The following is an 18072-nucleotide window of genomic DNA, read 5'->3' as shown; positions in this document are numbered from 1 at the left end:
TGTAGTTAATCCAGTGGTAATCCTCGTGATACTTGAGGGCGACTTTTTTCTGCGAGCCGAAAACGGCAAGCGGCATCACGAAAATGTCGTGCGATACCATGATGGTAACGCGTTTCCACTTGGATAAATTTTTCAGGATGACAGCTTGCATGAATTCTTGTGCACGGGGCTCCATTTCGTAAAATGTTTCTGGGTATCCGCCTTCGTATGCCCAGCGTGCCATCAGTTCGATTGAACTGCCCTTTAGGCCGAGTGCCGTTGCATGCTTGGCGAGCGAGTCGGCTGAAATTTTCAAGAACCAATTGCCAGTAATGTCGTAATTCGTGATGAGTTTCGGGAGAGTTGCATCGCCGCGACCTTTCGAAATTTGCTTTGCGGTTTCGTTCGTGCGCACGAATCCCGATGTGACGTATGAGAATTCTTCTTCGCTTTTGAGGGTGGCCCCTAGATCCTGCGCCATCTGGATTCCGTTTGCAGTGAGTTCGGTTTCCAAAGCCACGTCGTCTTCGCGTTCGGAATGGCGGATGATAAAAACCGCCTTTTCGTCGGGGGAGAGGCTCTTGTAGACATCGGCAACGGTTGCGAAACCGTCCTTGTCCAGAACAACTTCTGGAGCGGTGTCGGCGATTGAAGACGAAGAATACTCCTCAATCGAAGAAGAAAAAGCGACGCGTGACTCTGTTGATGACGATTGGGCTTGTGGAATATGTTCGCTAGAAGAGTACGGCGGAATGCTCGAAGATGACATCGCCGAAGACGACCATACCGGAGAATCTTGCTCGGACGATGACTCGGGTATCCAGGAGTGATTGGAAAATTCGTCGGACGAACTTGATTCAATATCGGGGCTAGAAGCTTTGTCGTTGCATGCCGTGAGCGCAGCAATACATGCGGCGGCAAAGATGAAAAGGTTCGCGCGCATTATGACCCCCACTGGTAATCTCCGGCTTCGTAAACGGGTTTTTCTCCGTTGAAGCCGCGGGGGCGCTTGATTTTGTCGTCGTAAAGGGTCTTGTTGAATATGCGGAAATCGCCTCGTTCATAACTTTGGAATGAAATGTGACAGAAAATGGGGCCTGCTGGCATGTACTCGCTGTAGCTCATGGTGCGTTCGCCAGCGGTGTAAAGGTAGTTGAAGTATTTCCCGTTCAGCACGATGTGTAGCCCGATGTTGCCTACGGTGAACCAGCGGCCCTTTGCGAGAATGTTCTCGTGGTGCGTGTCGTCGTAATCCATGACTACGAATTCGGCGTCCCCATTCTGGTCAAGGTGGAATCGGTATTTGTGGTTGCCGCCACAGCAGCGCCCGTCAAAGAACCAGGTGTATCCGCTAGCAGCGGCAATACGCGGGTCGCGTACGCTTGTATCGGGGTGGGCGAGTTGTTCGTCTGTCACGAGGCGCTCGGGCTCAACGGCGGCAATCAGCTGTTCCAATGTTTTCGGGTTGCTTACAGTCGGGGTGTTTACCTTATTCTTCGCTTCGTTCAGGGCGCGACGGTACAGTCGGTAAGGAATGCCGTCGTCACTGATCATGGTGAGCTCATCTTGGCTGAATACGTAGTAGGCGTACGTTTTGGTTCCGGTTTTGGAGACCACGTTGAAACTGCGGTTGTTGAGCGTGTACCATTGGCCGGAAACGTTCGGGAATCCTGAAACGGCTGCAATTCCGTCTTCGCCGATGACAACGGTGTAGTCGTCGCTAATCCATGCTTCATCGGCTGCGGTTATGAGGCGGCAGTCGCGGTTTTTGTCTCCGACACAAACCGCGTCGCTCGGGTTCGCCGCTTCGCAGGCGCTAATCATTCCCGGCGGAAGTTCGGTAGAGACCCCTAGCCTAAATCCCATATCGGCAGCACCGTCGCGGCTACGGATGGCCCGGCGGCTCACCCGAGCGAATTCGGCGGGTTCGCCGTAACTGCCGCCACGTCGTGTCTTGTTGCCGGAACCCGTGAGCTGTACCGGGTTGACTTTGTCGCCTGCGGTGTAGCCTACGAGCCAGTCGTACACCCATTCCCAAGAATTGCCGCTCATGTCGTAGAGCCCGAGTTTGTTAGGCTTCTTGGTGGCAACATCGTGCGCCTTGCCTCCGCTATTTTCGGAATACCAGGCGACATCGTCAATGGCGTTGCCTCCTGAGAATTTGAAGCCGTCGGCAATCCCATCTTTACCTCCGCGAGCGGCAAATTCCCATTCGGCATCGGTGAGCAGGCGGTATTGCCTGCCAGTCAATTGTCCCAATTTGCAAGCGAAATTGTTCGCGTCAAACCAGCTTACACCTATTTTTGGGGCGTTTCCCGATTCCCACGCGTTTTTCTTGCCGCCCATGACGGCGTTCCATTGGCTGACCGTGACTTCGGTTTTGGCGGCAAAGTAGTCGCTGACGGTTACCTTGTGCGCGGGAGTCTCGTAGATTTTGTCTTGTTCTTCGCAGTTGTCGCATCCGCGCGTGTACGAACCTCCCGGAACATGAACCATGTCAAATAAGACGCCGTTTACGGTATCGGTAAAATTTGCGGGTGCAATATATGAAAATCCGGTTCCGCTTGAAGAACTTGAAGGAACTGTAAGTTCTTCTGACGAGGAAGTGCTAATAAACAAAATGTCCGATGAACTTGTTGCAATGAGTCCGCTCGATGAATAGGTGCTGAAATCGTCAACAACTGCTCCGGAGCTGATTCCTTGGAGAGAATCTGCTTTTGTCCATTCCGAAATAGAAGTTGCCGTGGAATCGCCCTCGGCGGGGGGAGTTAACCCACTTTCGGGCGATTCCGAGCAACCCCCAAACATACCAGCGATAAAAGAAATCGCTATAACACCCGAGGAAATCTTGTGCATACGCACCTCCATCGAGTAAGCATCCGTAACCAATTTCAATATAAGCTTAAGCTATAAGAAAAAATATGTACAAAATATTTTACTGTGGACAAATGTGTCCACACGAAATGTACGCTTGTCAAAAGAAGCTCCCCGTTCAGGGAGCCTCTTTGTTTGGTTTAAGAAGATTTGTGATTTTACTTTACTTGTACGGTACTTGTCTGGACCATGTTTCGGCCTCGGATGATGGCTATGTACTGGCCCATCGGAAGGTTTTCGAATTGCACTTGTCCGTGATTCTGCGAGAGCACCTTTTGGGAAATGACTTGCCCCGTTGCAGAAACGAGGGTGACGAGGGATTCGTTTAGGAAATTTCCCTCGACAACGATATTTTTACCTTGCGCGTAAATTCGGGGTGCGATAAACTTGCTAGCCGTCTTTAAAGCGGTGGAGCTATCAGGCTTTGTTGTTGCGGTGTCACCTACAGCGTACAAGGGCGCGAGTGCCTCGGCCCACAAGTGGTGCATGGCTTGCCCACCCTTCGCCTCGCCATTCGGATGAACGCCGTCGCTTGCGAGTAACTCGGGATGCTCCTTGAAGTAACTATAAAAATCGGGCCCCTGCGGCAACCCGTTATCTTCGACGAGCTTGTCAATGGCTTCTAGGTAAGCAGGGTTGATTTGCCAGCCTCCTTCCGTCTTGTCGGGATCCGTTGCGATAATCCTTGCGATGATGGGCGTGATACCGTGCGCCTTTGCAGAGTCGATAATCGTCTGCATGTTGCTCACGTAGGTGTTCAGGTTCCAATCGCCACCGCCCCAGGCGTCGTTCGTGCCCATTTCGATTGCCCAGAACTTGACGTTGCCGGCGTATTCCAGGTATTCGTTCAGGTGTTCCACGACCTCGGTGCTGTTGATGCAGCCAATGCCGCCGCGCAACATGGCGGGCGTGTATTCCGGGAACTTTGCATGAATGAGCTGCGCCGTGGTGGAATCGGTATCCTGCTGCTTGATTCCCATCTGGCTGATGCTTGTTCCCATAAAGAACCAGGTGTCGGTGCCGCCATTGCTCATGTCGAAGGCTTCGATTTCAAGAATCTGGCCCACATCGCCTTCGCTTGCGAACTTGAACCAGGATTTGCCTGCAAAGTCGATGGTTACACCGCGTGCCATCACGGGGTTGTCCTGGATGGTGGCGGCCACTTCCCAGTCACCGTCAGTGCCGTCGGTGGAATTCGCCGATGTCAAAATCTTGAAATTCGAGAGAGCGACGCCTGCGTGTCCGCAATTGCTCGTGAAGTCGGTCGCCCAGGCGCAATCGCCGAACGATTCCCAGTTGATCAGCAATTTGGAAGGACCTTCGCCCACGTTCAGCGCGATTTCCTTGGCGCTGCTACTCTTCCAGTTGGTCAAGTAACCGTCCGTCAGATAATCTGTCGTTGTGGCTCCTGTATGAGCCGGCAAACCGCCAGAAACCAATTTGTTCGGGGTAATCCCGTAAGAGGCGCACATTCCGCATAACAAAAAAGTTGCGGTTGTGTTCGCCTTTTTTAAAGTAAAACAACCCATAAACACTCCAATTTAAAAAAGCGACGCTCCAAAAATAAACTCCAACCCCGCTGTGTGTTCATTTTTTTTGCATCGCCTGTAAAAATTCGTTGAAAACGGCTCAATAATTACTTTTTGATGTATACCGCATTCAGATTGCGTCCCTGGATTCTTTGACGCACGATGTAGCGACCCTGCGGAAGTCCTTGCGTAGAAATTCCCACGTAATGGCCGTTCATGTCAAAGATTCCGATGGTTTCTGCAGCCCCGTAGAACGGCGACACCCTTGCAAGACGCGTCGTAGAGGTGTCCTGCTTGGGCTTGTATTGGTCCCAGCCGGGCATGTCCTCGAGCGAAATGACGCGTTCGTCGTCCATATTGCTCTTCCACACGGCATCCTTCGTTTGGCCGGGCCAGGTTCCGCTCCAGGTGCTGTACCACGGCATCCACCAGCTCCATACGGCTTCGTCGGTGTGCATGTTGTTCACGTCGGGAATGGGGCCGTTTTCGCTGAGAGCGAGGATCTTCGTCCCGTTCGATGCGTTCTTGAACTTATCAAAAGAACTCGCGTTGCTGGAATGGTCATTTGCGTTGTTATAGATGTCGATGGAAAGCACGTCGTAGTATTCGCTACCCGGATCCCAGGAGGTGACGGTAGAACCTTCGGGATTGAACACCCAGATCATGTTCTTCACACCCTTGACTTTGACCATGCGGTCAAATACCAGGCGGTAGAGGGCCGCGAACTGGTCGCCCGAATTGATACTCCACCAGAACCACTTTCCGCCCGCTTCGTGCAGGGGGCGGAAAATGCCCGCAACACCTTCTTTTTGCAATTCGAGGAAGTAGTCGGCGATGTGGTCGATGTCGGCGACAATTCCCTTGTAGGCAGCACTTTCGGTGTCCCATTCGGTGGTGCCGCTCTTGAATCCGGTCGCGAAATCGAAGGTCGTGTATCCCTGGCCGTTATCGGCGCCCTGGATATAGAACGCGTCATCCTTGTCGAGCGGGTCTTTCCAGTGCCAGGTGAATGCGGGAATGCCGCCAGCCTTCCATAGCCCCTTTGCGATGGAGATGGCCTTGTCGGTGTATTCCATGTTCCAGCTGCCGGAAGCGTTCGGGCCTGTCGCGAAAAGGAAGTCGAGGCCGACGAGTGCCGGGTACTTGCCCGTGCGCGTGTAGATGTACTTCACGTCGTCGTGGGTCTTGAAGTCGGCGCCCAGCGTGTAGCCGCTCATGTCGCCGGTCATGATTCCGCTAATCGTTTTCTTGCCGAAGTTCTCGCGCAAGAAACTGTAGAGCTTTACCGCACTTTCGGTTGCGTTCGGGGTGACCGGGGTCGCAGAAAGCTTGAAGGGAGCGGATTCGTAGGCAGAAATGTCGATGTAGTCGACGTCGATCCATCCCCAATATTTCTCGATGGCGATGGTGTTTGTGCCCGCCTTGAGCGTGACGGCCGTTGTGACGTCCGCCCATCCGGTTGTTGCTGCAAAGTCGATTGTGCCTGCGGTGGCGCCATTCACCTTGAGGTAGTTCGCCTTGTAATCACCCGCCTTGTAGTGGATTGTGAGCGTGTATTTGCCAGCGGTTTCGGCTGTGACACCTGTGAAAGAAATGTTGCCTTCCTGGAGGCTTGCGTACCCTGTGCCAGAGACGCCACTGCTGTTGACAATTTTTGCTTCGCTAGATACGGTTGCCGATTCAGCTTCGTATTTGGCTGCGAAGGCTGTTGTTGCGAGGGTTGCCGCAAGAATGACGGACAATTTCCTTTTAAACATAGTAACTCCTTGATACACCATTATACCCTAAATCTATATTTCTAAATAATTATGAGGTCTTTTTTTTAGGCTGGGTGTGGACAAAAATGTCAACATACCTGTAAAAAATCAATAAAAAGTGGTTGTAGAAATTGATTATTTTGATGATAGAAACTATATTCTTGGGGTAGCAAATCATGTTCGCAAGAAATAAGATAAACATATACGACTATACCGACTACCGCAAGTTCTTGCAGGACTTCTACGAACTGGAAAAGTCGTTAGACCCGACATTCAGCTATCGCGTGTTCGCCACTGCGGTCAGTATGGATGCTAGTCTCTTGGTAAAGATTTTGCAGGGCAAACGCCATGTTTCACCCAAGTGCGTTGAGGCTTTTGTGCAATTTTTCCGTTTCAAGGAAGCGAAGGCGGAATACTTCCGTGAGACGGTCGCCTACGGCAAGGCTAAAACCGACGAAGAAGTGCGCAAGCATTTTGAGACGCTCCAGAAAATGCGCCCGGCGAGTTGTCGCGAGTTAGATGAGGCTCGGTACCGTTATTTTCAGCAGTGGTACTACCCGATGATCCGTTCGGCACTAGATGTGTTCGATTATCGTGGACCGCAAGATGCGGCTGCGCTCGGTGAAGCATGTATCCCTAAGCTAACCGCTTCGCAGGTCGAGAAAGCAGTTGAGGCGCTGTTGCAGTTGGGGCTTGCCCGCCAACGCAAGGATGGTCGTGTGGAGCCCACCGAGGCGCACCTCCGTACGCAGGAACACTGGCTGAGTGCAACCATTAGCGATTACCAAGGGCGTATCGCAGAGCTAGCGCGAGATTCGATTGCTTACATTCCGAAGGAAAAGCGTGATATCAGCACGCTTACCATGGCACTCGACTCGAAACAAATCCAGAAAATCCGCGAAATCCTTGCAGAAACGCGAAAAGCCATCGTAAATGTGGTCAATACGATGCCCGCACAGATATGCGACAGCGTTTATCAATTAAATTTTCAGTTATTCCCGATGATGAAAAAGGAAGAGTGATGAAAAGGGTTGTGGAGTGTTTTATTTTTGGCGTGGCATTGCTTGTCGGATGTACCGAAAAAGGGAACGACGCTGCAGGTGCCACGAGCGAGACGACAAACGGAATCGCCATCGTTGCATTCGATGGGGCGCACAAGCCTATACCGCAGGCGCGCGTTACCTTGTACCAGCGTTCCGGTGCCGTCCCCGTGGAAAGCCCGTTCGAAGAAATAACGCAATTCCTCCCGTCCCATGTTTCAGCGCTGGAAACTGCCACTGCGGATGATTCCGGAATGGTGCAGTTCGGGACTGAACTTGACCAGTGCCAGAATGCAAGGTGCTATGTCGAGGGAATTGCGGGCGAGGACTCCTCGCTGATGGTGTGGACTAAACTCAAGGCGAAAGATTCTACGACGAATGAAATCGAACTTCTGCCGTCCGTTTCGCTTACGGTACGCACTGGGGCCGCGGCCTCTGATTCTATAGTTTCGCGCAGTGTCGTGATGCTTGATGCGACTCCCTATTGGGCAAAAAATGATGGAAGCGAGTTTGTCTTCTCGCATGTTCCTGCGGGCCTATATACGATTCTTGCGGATGATCAGCCCGTTGCCGCTGTTTCGCTTGACGCGGGGACTTCCGTCGATACGCTCGTGCGATTCCAGGAATTGACCCGCGAATACGTCTTCGAAGATTTTGACGATGGCGACAGCCTGAACAACTTGGCGAAGACCTACAAGAACTTCGGCTGGTACTACATGCCACACAAGGGTGCAACCTTTGAAAGTCCTGACAGTGCCGGCGGTTTTGCGGGTGCGCTTGTAGATGACGGTGCCGGCGGGAAGTATCTCTCGTTAAAGTATGCCATTCAAGATACGGGCTATGTCATGCTCGGGACGCATCTTGGGCTTGATTCCGGTTACTACGATTTGAGTGCGCTTTCTGCCGTTCGCTTGAAAGTCCGCGGTGACTGCGATTTCGCTATCGCGCTGGAACATTACCGTCAAATCGAGAATAACAACTATAACAAGGCTCTGTGGATGGTGTCGGCGAACGGTGAATGGACCGACCTGGTCTTACACCCTGGAAAAGAAGTGTTGGACAGTGAGAATTATCAAGTCTCGTGGGGTGAAATCTCAAACGAAATCGGCATATTCAGCATCTTCATCTATAACGGTACCCGTCTAGAAATAGACGAAATCGTATTCGAAGGAATTCAAATTATCGATTAACCAAATAAAGATGCCTCGGCGGAATGCCGAGGCGCTTTTGCTCTTGCTCCCTTTTGTATCGGGGAAAGGCTTTCGCTTACTTGATTGAAATCGGGTGGATGGAATTGCCGATGCGGAGAATGTAGCGGCCTGCCTGCGGTGCGCTCAGCTTAATGCTGCTTGCGTTTGCGGTGCCGGAACGCAGCGTCTGTCCGAGGATGTTCGAAAGCGAGTAATGCGTGCCGTTCTTGATGCCGGTGGCGACAATGTTTAATCCGTTGGTGTTTATGCGGTAATTCGCCTTTGCAATCTGCGTTTGGACGGCGTCTGTGTTTGTGGGAATTTTTACAGGTGTATAGCCTTCAACGCTTTCGATGCACTTGATATTTTCGACCCAAAGCGAGGTGTCGAAAAAATCGTTTGTTACATTAAAGCGGAACGCGGTCGCTGCCGAAAGAACCGGGGTTAGCGGGAGTGCTGCCTGCCAGCCGTTGCTCATCATCCAGCCTAAATCCACGTAGACCGTTTCCCATTCGGGTGCGTACGGCATTTCGACAAAGGGGTAGTCCCAGGCGCCTTCGCCAAAGACATCGATGCTGGCGTTCCAGTCGTAGTAGAGGATAAATTGGTGGTTCGCTCCCTTGTAGCGGTAACTTACCATTTTGCACTTGGACAAATCGGGTGCGCCGTCGAACGCGTATTCTGCGCGAATGTACGGAGCGTAATCGAAACCGGTACCGACGGTGTCAAGCTTCAGGTTGTCCATTTTCACGGTGGTTTCGGTAGAGTTGTCGGTGAAGGTGGAATTTCCCTTGTCGCCCTGTTCGTCGCCGTAGTCATCGATGTCGCTGGTGCTGCTCCACTTGCCCGGAATTTCGGTGCCTGCACCGTATGTAATCAAGTTGGGCAACTTGTCGTTGATTTCGGTTTCCCAGTTCAGATTTTTCTGGTAGGTGGTCTTTGCGGGCAAAATGTTTTCTTTGATGTAGTTGTCGACATCGTTGTTTTCGAGGAAGGGCTTTTCGACATCCCACTTGGCACAAGAAATTTTCTTCTCGTTGGTCCATGCGAGGAATTTTTCAAGTTCGGTCTTGTGGGCTTCCTTGGTGAAGATTTCATCGATGCCGCCCCATTCCGTTACGAATACGCTAAGGCCGGCTTCCATCGCCTTGTTGGAACTGGACAAGTGGCTAGAAGTCTGATGCAGGTTGGCGTAGAAATGGTAAGTGTAGGCGACGTTATCGTCTTGTACGGGGGCGGCTACGGCATCGCCTGCCATAGAAGACCACATCGGGGTTCCGACGATTACCAGGTTTTTCGAATGTTTGCGAATCGCGCTGATGACCGTGTCGGCGTAGGCTTTCAGGTCTGCCCAGGATTCACTCACGGGTTCGTTGTAGATTTCGAAAATGACATGCGGATACTTGCCGTAGCGTTCGGCCATGCGCCCGAAGAAGGCGGCGGCATCGTTTGCGGTAAAGCAGGTCTTGTTGTCGTTAAATTCGTACTTAGGCTTTGTTCCCTTATGGATGCAGTTGTAGTAACCGCCTTCGCTGTGCCAGTCGATCAAGACGTAAACATCGTTTTGAATAGCGGCTTGAACCACGGTGTCCATTTGCGATTCGAAATATTCGGGGCGGGTCATGTAGCTTCCGTGTCCCCAAGGCGGCACGACGCCCATGGCAGAGCGGACGAGTTCAACGTTCCAGGAGCCGACCAAAGTGTCGATAAAGGAACTCCCGTAAAAGCTGCTGCCGTACGGCCAGTACTGACTCCAAGTGAGGCTCATTCCACGAACCTGGACTTCGGCGCCGTCCTTGACGCCTTGCACGCTGCCGTAAATGCGGCCTTCGCCAGCGGAGTTCTTGCCGCTTTGCAAAGCGCCGTATTGGCTAACGGGACCAACGCGCGTGGGTTGAATGGTGGCGAACGCGCTGCTTGCAAAAGCGAGAGCGCACAAGGCTGCAATAGCCATTTTTGTTCTTTTCATAAAGCACACTCCTATATGTGAAAATTCTAGAATCGCATTCCGAGGCTTGGCCACATGCTCGGCGAAATGCCGTCAAAGCGAATGTTGTCCAAGAAAATCTCTGCGTCCTCGGTCACCAAGATGTTGATGGTGTTGACGGCGATAAGTTCCGTGTCGAAATCGTCGGCGGTAAAAGTGAAATGTTCCCATTCGTCGTCGAGCGTCACGAAGGCGGTCTGGTGGAAGTCTCGCTTGCCGTCGTTGCCGCGCTTGGTAATTTGCAACGAAATCTTTCCGCTGCCCTTGGCGTCGAACGAAATGGCGGTGGCGCTGCGTAAGTCGTAGAAAGCGAACATTTCGTCTTCGTCAAAGTCGTCGCCGATGGAGAATCCTGCGACGCCGTAATGGCCTTCTGTTTCCTGATCGATATTGAAAATCAGGTGCAGACTGCTGCCGCTCTTGGCGCTGTCGCCGGTAACGAGAATCTTGTCGCTGTCGATGCCTTCGACGACGCGGCTGTTCCCGCCTTGTAGGGAGTCGGTGCAAATAAACCACCAACCTTGTCCGAAGCTCTTGCCGATAAAGGTCTGCCTGTGTTTCCAATTTTCAAAGTCTTCGACAACGGTGAAAATGCTGTCGGCGATGTTGATGTGATTTGTCGTGGCGCCTTCGCTTAGGCCGGTTTCCATCTGGTAAGAGAATTTGCCAAAATAGCCTTCGACGAAGGCGTAGTGCACGCCAGCGGGCAAACCGCTGAATTCAAAGTATCCTTGTGCGTCCGTGGTAACGGTTTGGTCTAGAATGCTTACGGTTGCGTTCTCGACGGCCGTGCCGTTGTTGGTGATAAAGCCTTTCAGACTTTCGCTTTGGGCGATGGCGAGATTCTGCTCCGGACTGCGTTCCAGATCGACCCAGCGCATAATAGAGAGCGAATCTCCGGAGCGCATTTCGAGTAACTGGACGGGTGCTTTCTTTTCGCTCAGGGCGACGGAGTTGATCTTGAGAATGCCGTTGTCGTCAAGGGAGTCTTCGTAGGCGACGAGCATGGAATCCTCGTTTAGAATCCATACGCGGGCGACGGCGTTTTTGAGGGGCATTCCGTGATTGGTGGCTGTAACGATGCCAGCAATTTCGGTTTCGCCGGCGTTGCTGCCTGTACCGTTTGCGACAGAATTTTCATTTGTGCTGCAGGCAGTGAATGCGACGCCGAGGCTGGCCGCGAAAAGCGAAAGGGCGTGAATAACCTTCATTATTTGCCCTCCTTCACCTTGGCGCGGTTCACGAGCTGGAATCCGACATGACAGATGCGGTCAGGGTTCTTTTCTTCGCGGGACATGGCCAAAATTTTTTCGCGAAGCTTGGCGATTTCTTCGCGAACCTTTTCGAAGCTTTCCTTGGAAAGGCTGCAGGTTACACTGGTGATGCTACGGTCGTCGCTCGAGAACAGGTCGTAAACTTCGCTATTGACTTCGAGATTCTTCAAATGGTATTTGCGCAGAATGGTGGAGCGTACGCGCGGCGGCGTCGAGATAATCGGCTGCTCGATGCGATAAGTTCCGTTGTCGTTGAAAGTGACGAATCCGGCTTCCATGAGGTACTTGATTCCGCTTTGCACTTGCGGGGCGCGGAGCGCTGGCGTGAACATCCGGCCGATTTTCTCGGCGGGGGTGTTTGCGGGGAGGAGCGGCAACAAGTCGCGCAAAACGGGGTAGTACCACTTCGAAAAGAACTTGAGGGCGGAATCCTGGAGCTCGTATTCCTGCTTGCTCGCGCGTACGGCGAGAAGTTTCTTGAGCAGATTTTCGCGTTCGTCCACGTTTTTTTCGTTGCCGAAGCGGACTAGCGTCAGAAAGTATTCGGATTCTTCGTCGGAAAGGCCCCAAGCCTTGGCGAGAGTCTTTGCATTTGTAGTGGAAAGCGGGCGGGATCCGTCCAGAATGCGGTTGAAAAAGGCGGAACCCGAGACTCCGGCGCTTTCTTGGATGGAACGGATGGACTGCCCTCTGGATTGCAATGCCTCCACGACGGCCCGGATATAATCCCGGTAATCAAAGTACATAAATACACTAATTGTGGAAACATTGTTCATATATTTAAAAATAGATAAAATTTTGAGATTGTAAAGTAAACTTTTATTATTGATTGATGAAAATACATAAATAATGGAAACAGAACGGCGGATTTGACCGTAGGCTGTGGATGATTCTTTGTTCAATAAACAGGCTTTTTTACAAATCCTCCTAAATAAGCGATATAAATAGAGTGGAGCTGAATGACCTCTACTTCGCTTTATACAGGAGACTTGTATGGCATCGGTTTTGGGTTTTCTCGTTGTCGCGGCGATCGTTATCGTCTTGGCCGCTATTGCCATCAAGATTCTTATAGCGCTTTTGCCGGTGCTCCTGGTTATTGGCGGAATCTGCCTGGTGGTTTTTATTGTAGGTGGCGCGAGTGATGGGGTGAAAGAGGTTAAGAAGGAAATCGCGTATACCCAAAATACCGTTAGGGAGCATGTGGTTCAATTTCGGGATGATGTCCAATGCGATTATCACGAGCAGATGCTTTCGATGACGCGGCACAAGCCCGGTGTGAGTTTCAATATGCTCCGTCCTGAAATGGATAGCGTGATTTCGGTTGTTGCAAGTGTTTATCACACCGCCATGAACGACGATGAATTTATGCCGCTCATTACGAGTGCGAACGATTACGAGGGTCATGCTGAAAGGTCTGCGCATTATGTGGGGGCGGCGCTCGACTTCCGCATCAAGGATATGGGCGACAGGGTAGACCGCGAAAGGCTTGTGCAGGCAGTTCGCGAGGAGCTCGGTAGCCGCTTTATTGTGTTGCATGAAGATATCGGAAAGGCGAACGAACACCTGCATGTCCAATTGCGCAACGGCACCTACGACAGGAATGTCGTGTGGAAATAAAATTTACCGTGTGATAGAGAAGTGTGTCTAATCGAACAATTCTTTAATCGTGGTAACCTTGAAGTTATCCTGATTCTTGATTTTCTTTTTAACTCCAGACGTGATGCCTTTGCGTGAGAAAATCCAGAAATATAGGTTATCGCGTTTGATGCATGGTGCGCTTGCCTGCAAATTTAAAAGTTCACTTTCGTCAAAAGGTTTTTCTGTGTATTTGCATTCGCAAATAATTGCATTATTTTGGTCTTGAACAACAATGTCGATTTCTTCTTGCCTTTTTTCAACGGGATTGTTTCCCCACCAGCGGCCTATTTCTTCAGCAAAAAATGGTAACTCGCCGTTGTAGGATTTTTCTTTGATGTACTGAGAACACACTCTTTCAAAACGATGACCTATATAACCGTTTATGTTTTCAATGGTGAATTCCCGATCGTAGTAAATTTCAGGTGCGATCAATCCGTTCAGCATATTTAAATGTTTGTATATGAACCTGAAATAAAAGGCAAAATAGTTTTCCTCAATTGAATAGAGCGTATTGCGCGTTTTGCTTTTTTCACCAACAGGAATTTCAGTTTTGATAAATCCTAAGTTTTCAAGGACTTTCAAGTATTTCGCTATTTTAGCGCTGTCCCCATCGACTTTAGTCTTTATGTCATTTAGTGTAGATGCGCCCGAATTGATCGCGAGAAGGATGTTCTTGTAAAAGAGTGTTTCTTTGAGCTCCATACGGAGCAACGTATCAATTTCGTTGTATAGGTAACCCGTCGTGGAAAGGCATGTCTTGATGATGTTTTCGCGGATGGAAATCGAATCGTCAAAAAGTGACAGGTATAGGGGAATGCCTCCAAGAATAGAATAGACTGTAAGAACTTCCTCGTTACTGTATTTCGGGAAAAACTCCCTTGCTTCTTTGTAAGTGAATGGCTGTAATTTTAAATCTGCTGTTTTGCGGCCGTACAACGGCTTTGTTGAATTGTCGAACAAATCTTCAATAACAGAAACTTCGGAACCGCACAATATCAAAAAAATGTTCTTTTTTTTCAGAATGCGGTCTATGGCGTTTTGCAGCCCGGAATCGTATGCGGGGTTCGAATTGTATAGATAGGTGAATTCGTCAATGATGATGTTAATTCGTTTTGAAAACGAGAATCCGTCGATAAACGAGTAAACATCTTGCCATGTATTGAGCGCGTTAAGAAAGTCTCCTGTGTTCAAGACTCGTTTGAGCTCTGTACAAAAATTGTGAACGTTATCACTTTCGCTACCTTTGTCGGCTGTAAAGAAAACGGTATCCTTTTCGTGAAGAGCTGCAAACTGAGCCAAAAGAAAACTCTTGCCGACGCGTCTGCGGCCGTGCATGATGAGCATTTCGAATTTTTTCGAATTGTATAGATCTTCGAGTAGCTTGAGTTCCTTTTTTCGGCCGACAAACATGTTGTTTACTCCAGAGTTATTTACTTTAAAGTTATTTACTCAAGAGTTAATATAAATAAAAACTTGGACGAAAGCAACTCCCTACAGTTTTTTTTCCGTACTTTTGACAAAAACGCCCAAAAACAGCCTGTATTTTTGAAAAAACGCCTTAAAATGACTTGTGTTTTTGACACCCCCCTTTCCCTAGTGTGACTTAGTCACAGACTTTTATCCTCTCAAAATCTAAAATATACCTGTAAACAAGAAAAAAGAGAGGTAAAACATGTCTGAAATGAATATCACCAAAAACAACTTTGAACAAGAAGTGCTCCACTCCGACAAGCCGGTCCTGATCGATTTCTGGGCTCCTTGGTGCGGCCCTTGCCGGATGCTTTCGCCCGTGATCTCGGAGATAGCTGAGGAATACGGCGACAAGATCAAGGTCTGCAAGGTGAACGTGGACGATGAAGGCGAATTGGCCGCCTCGTTCAATGTCATGAGCATCCCGACGCTTGTGGTCGTAAAGGACGGCAAGGTGACGAATTCTGCAATCGGCGTTCGCCCGAAGGCTCAGATTGTAGAAATGATTGGCTAATACATATACTCCTTGGGCGCCTTTTTTGTATATTACAAAAGAGGCGTTTTTTTATGAAGGCTGCTCCGATTCGTTTGATTGTTCCCAGACTCCCGTTCTGGTCGATGCTTTCGTCCGAAGAACAGGCGATTGTGTTGGAACGTGCCGTTGTCAAGAATTTCGGAAAGGGACAGCTCGTGAGCAGCAACACTTCCGAATGTCTCGGAATCGTCTTTATTCTCGAAGGCGAAATTCGCGTGAGCATGACCTCGGACGAAGGCCGCGAGGTTTCGCTGTACCATGCCCGCAAAGATGAAGTCTGTGTGTCGACGGCGTCGTGCGTGATTCGTCAGCTGACTTTTGACACGGCGGTAGTGGCCGAAAAGGATACGTCCCTGCTAGTGGTCCCTGCGATGGTCTGTGCGCGTCTGATGGAATCCAACGTGCATGTGCGCGCCTTTGTCTTTGAATGTGAAACGGAGCGTTTTTCGCAGGCGGTTCGTGCCATTCAGCTGATGCTGTTCAAGCGCTTTGACCAGCGGCTTGCTTCTTATTTGGTGTCGCATTTTGAAAGGGGCGGCTCCGACGAAATCCGCAAAACGCAAGAGGAAATTGCTCGCGACGTGAATTCCGCCCGCGAGGTGGTGGCCCGTATGCTCCGTGAATTTGCAGACAAGGGACTCGTCGAAATCAGGCGCGGCGCCATCAAGTTGCGCAACGTGGATGGCCTCCGCAAGATTTTGTGATGGAATCGGGTGTTTATTCTCATAAGTTGTCATAAAATTCGTTTGAAAAAACTATTTTGTGGATGAGTAAAACGCCTTAATGAAGATCGAAAATATGAAAAAATTTTATAGTGCCGCATTTGTGTCTGCGGCTTTGATGATGTCTACGCTTTCCCTTACGGCCTGCAACGAGTCCGGCAAGGGGGCGTCTAAGGATGCCAAGTCTGCTGGTAAGAACGCCGAACTGAACTGCCCCGAACTGCCGTTTGATTCTACGGCCACGGGCGAGTTCGACCCGATTGCCTCGAAGGATGCTCGCCCCTGCGGTGCGATCACCTTGTGGGGTTCTGCGATGCCCAAATCCTTTAACATGTGGGAAGACTACAACAGTTTCTCGGCTGAACTCATGGGCATGATGTTTGAACCGCTCGTGAGCCTGCATAGCACCGAAGACCGCGAAGTGGGAATCCTCGCCGACAGCTGGAGCGTGTCCGAAGATGGCAAGACGTTCACCTTCCATGTGGATCCGCGGGCCAAGTGGAGCGACGGCAAGCCGGTGACTGCTGAAGATGTGCAGTTCTACTACGACGTCATTATGGACGAGAAAAACCTTACGCCGATTTTCAAGGTGGGCCTCAGTCGCTTTGACCGCCCCGAAGTCGTCGACAGCCTCACGGTGAAGATGACAGCCAAGGAATCGCACTGGGGTAACTTCTGGGAAGCAGCGGGTATGCTTGCCTTCCCGAAGCACGCCTGGGCCGGCAAGGACTTTAACCAGATCCGCTACGAGTTCCCGGTGGTATCTGGTCCGTACAAGATCAAGACCTTCCGCGAAGACCGCTACGTGGAACTGCAGCGCCGTGCTGACTGGTGGGGCTTCAAGAAGAACTGGAACCGCGGCAAGTACAACTTCGAAAAAATCCGCTACCGTTTCATGAACGATCAGACGAAGGCGCTTGAAGCGTTCAAGAAGCAGGACATCAACGCCTACGCGATTTACACCAGCAGCATCTGGATGAAACAGACGGACTTTGACGCCATTCAAAAAGGCTGGGCGGTCAAGCAGCGTATCTTCAACAAGGAACCGATCGGTTTCCAGGGCATGGCTATCAACTTGCGCAAGCCGCAGTTCCAGGATGTCCGCGTTCGCCGCGCCCTCAACATGCTCCTGAACCGCGAAGCGATGAACGAAAAGTACATGTACAACCAGTACTTCTTGCTCAACAGCTATTACCCTGACCTGTGGGAAGGTAACCAGAATCCGACGGCGCCTCTCTACAAGTTCAATCCGGATAGCGCTCGCGCCCTCTTTGCGGAAGCGGGTTATAAGGTGAATGCTCAGGGCGTGCTTGAAAAAGACGGCAAGCCGTTCGCCATCAACTTTATCACGAGCCAAGAAGACTTGCGCCACCTCACGCTGTTCCAGGAAGACTTGAAGAAGGTGGGCGTCGTGGCGACTATCGAACAGATGTCGCAGAGTACGCTTCGCAAGCGCCTGGACGATGCCGACTTTGATTTGTACTGGGTGAACTGGGGCGCAGGCCGCCTCCGCGATCCGGAAGCCAGCTGGATTTCTACGACAGCCCTTCAGAAGGGAACGAACAACCTCGCTGGCGTGCAAGACAAGGTGGTGGATAGCCTCATCAACTTGCAGAAGACTGAATTCGATCTCGCGAAGCGCAACGAAATCCTGAAGGCACTCGATAACCGCCTCGCCGAAATCGTACCTTACGTACTTATGTGGCAGTGCGATCATCACCGCATTCTCTACTGGAACCGCTACGGTACGCCGGAGAAGGTATTCGACCGCTTCAACCGCGAAGATGCCATCCCCGTTTACTGGTGGCTTGATCCTACGAAGTCCGCTGCCCTCGACAAGGCCATGAAGGCCGGCGAAAGCCTGCCCGTGCCGGAATACGATATCAAATAGGTTGGCGCAATGCGCCTTTGAGGTGTGAGCGCGGGACAAAGTCCCTTTGAGGAAATAAAAAAAAGCGTGCCTCTCGGCACGCCTTTCTTGTTTAAACATTCGCGGTCTCATCGGAGAACTCTCTGCTCAATGCTCAGAGCGCTCAGCGCGACCTCAAAGCCTTGCTATGCAAGGCGACCTGACTCC

Annotated in this window: 14 protein-coding genes; 6 read left to right on the top strand and 8 right to left on the bottom strand. The window is 50.9% G+C overall.

Annotation, left to right across the window (positions count from 1 at the left end):
- The 4 genes from Q0W37_RS12765 to Q0W37_RS12750 all read right to left on the bottom strand — a co-directional run.
- The coding region (locus Q0W37_RS12765) for a histidine phosphatase family protein (RefSeq protein ID WP_297701937.1) at positions 1-922 on the bottom strand (922 nt) is incomplete at its 3' end.
- Positions 922-2835 carry an SUMF1/EgtB/PvdO family nonheme iron enzyme gene (locus Q0W37_RS12760; protein ID WP_297701936.1) on the bottom strand — a complete coding sequence of 638 codons (1914 nt, stop codon included), beginning with the start codon at positions 2833-2835 and terminating at the stop codon, positions 922-924. The genes Q0W37_RS12760 and Q0W37_RS12765, both read right to left, overlap by 1 nt.
- A 176-nt stretch (positions 2836-3011) precedes the next feature.
- Entirely contained in the window at positions 3012-4382 is a 1371-nt protein-coding gene (locus Q0W37_RS12755; protein WP_297701935.1) for a hypothetical protein, read from the bottom strand.
- Positions 4383-4489: 107 nt separating this feature from the next.
- Positions 4490-6139, bottom strand: a complete 1650-nt coding sequence (locus tag Q0W37_RS12750) for a glycosyl hydrolase (protein ID WP_297701934.1) — start codon at positions 6137-6139, stop codon at positions 4490-4492.
- 176 nt (positions 6140-6315) lie between these two features.
- Between Q0W37_RS12750 and Q0W37_RS12745 the strand changes: the two genes are divergently transcribed.
- Complete coding sequence (locus tag Q0W37_RS12745) at positions 6316-7161, top strand: TIGR02147 family protein (protein WP_072976544.1); 846 nt, start codon at positions 6316-6318, stop codon at positions 7159-7161.
- 32 nt (positions 7162-7193) lie between these two features.
- A complete protein-coding gene (locus Q0W37_RS12740; protein ID WP_297701933.1) occupies positions 7194-8369 on the top strand; it encodes a hypothetical protein in 1176 nt (391 codons plus the stop codon).
- 76 nt (positions 8370-8445) lie between these two features.
- Here Q0W37_RS12740 and Q0W37_RS12735 read toward each other — a convergent pair whose 3' ends face one another.
- Genes Q0W37_RS12735 through Q0W37_RS12725 form a run of 3 tightly spaced genes read right to left on the bottom strand, consistent with a single transcriptional unit; the run spans position 8446 to position 12376 of the window.
- Positions 8446-10338, bottom strand: a complete 1893-nt coding sequence (locus Q0W37_RS12735) for a glycoside hydrolase family 5 protein (RefSeq protein ID WP_297701932.1) — start codon at positions 10336-10338, stop codon at positions 8446-8448.
- A gap of 26 nt (positions 10339-10364) precedes the next feature.
- Positions 10365-11567: a carboxypeptidase-like regulatory domain-containing protein gene (locus Q0W37_RS12730; protein ID WP_297701931.1), complete on the bottom strand. Its 1203-nt coding sequence runs from the start codon at positions 11565-11567 to the stop codon at positions 10365-10367.
- Positions 11567-12376 carry a TIGR02147 family protein gene (locus Q0W37_RS12725; RefSeq protein WP_297701930.1) on the bottom strand — a complete coding sequence of 270 codons (810 nt, stop codon included), beginning with the start codon at positions 12374-12376 and terminating at the stop codon, positions 11567-11569. The genes Q0W37_RS12730 and Q0W37_RS12725 overlap by 1 nt, the downstream gene beginning before the upstream one ends.
- Positions 12377-12623: 247 nt before the next feature.
- Between Q0W37_RS12725 and Q0W37_RS12720 the strand changes: the two genes are divergently transcribed.
- Positions 12624-13247 carry a hypothetical protein gene (locus Q0W37_RS12720; RefSeq protein ID WP_297701929.1) on the top strand — a complete coding sequence of 208 codons (624 nt, stop codon included), beginning with the start codon at positions 12624-12626 and terminating at the stop codon, positions 13245-13247.
- Positions 13248-13274: 27 nt separating this feature from the next.
- On the opposite strand, the gene Q0W37_RS12715 is transcribed toward Q0W37_RS12720, so the two are convergent.
- Complete coding sequence (locus Q0W37_RS12715; RefSeq protein ID WP_297701928.1) at positions 13275-14678, bottom strand: ATP-binding protein; 1404 nt, start codon at positions 14676-14678, stop codon at positions 13275-13277.
- Positions 14679-14940: 262 nt separating this feature from the next.
- On the opposite strand from Q0W37_RS12715, the gene trxA reads away from it, so the two are divergent.
- The 3 genes from trxA (at position 14941) to Q0W37_RS12700 (ending at position 17886) form a co-directional block, all read left to right on the top strand.
- Entirely contained in the window at positions 14941-15252 is a 312-nt protein-coding gene (gene trxA / locus Q0W37_RS12710) for a thioredoxin (RefSeq protein ID WP_290994788.1), read from the top strand.
- 53 nt (positions 15253-15305) lie between these two features.
- Complete coding sequence (locus Q0W37_RS12705; RefSeq protein WP_297701927.1) at positions 15306-15977, top strand: Crp/Fnr family transcriptional regulator; 672 nt, start codon at positions 15306-15308, stop codon at positions 15975-15977.
- Between the two features lie 94 nt (positions 15978-16071).
- Positions 16072-17886, top strand: coding sequence for an extracellular solute-binding protein (locus Q0W37_RS12700; protein ID WP_297701926.1), 1815 nt, complete (start codon positions 16072-16074; stop codon positions 17884-17886).
- Positions 17887-18072 lie beyond the last annotated feature (186 nt).

It is taken from the genome of uncultured Fibrobacter sp. (assembly GCF_947166265.1).
GTDB lineage: Bacteria > Fibrobacterota > Fibrobacteria > Fibrobacterales > Fibrobacteraceae > Fibrobacter.
Note: the sequence above shows the minus strand (reverse complement) of the source record. Positions and strands in the feature narration are given on the sequence as shown.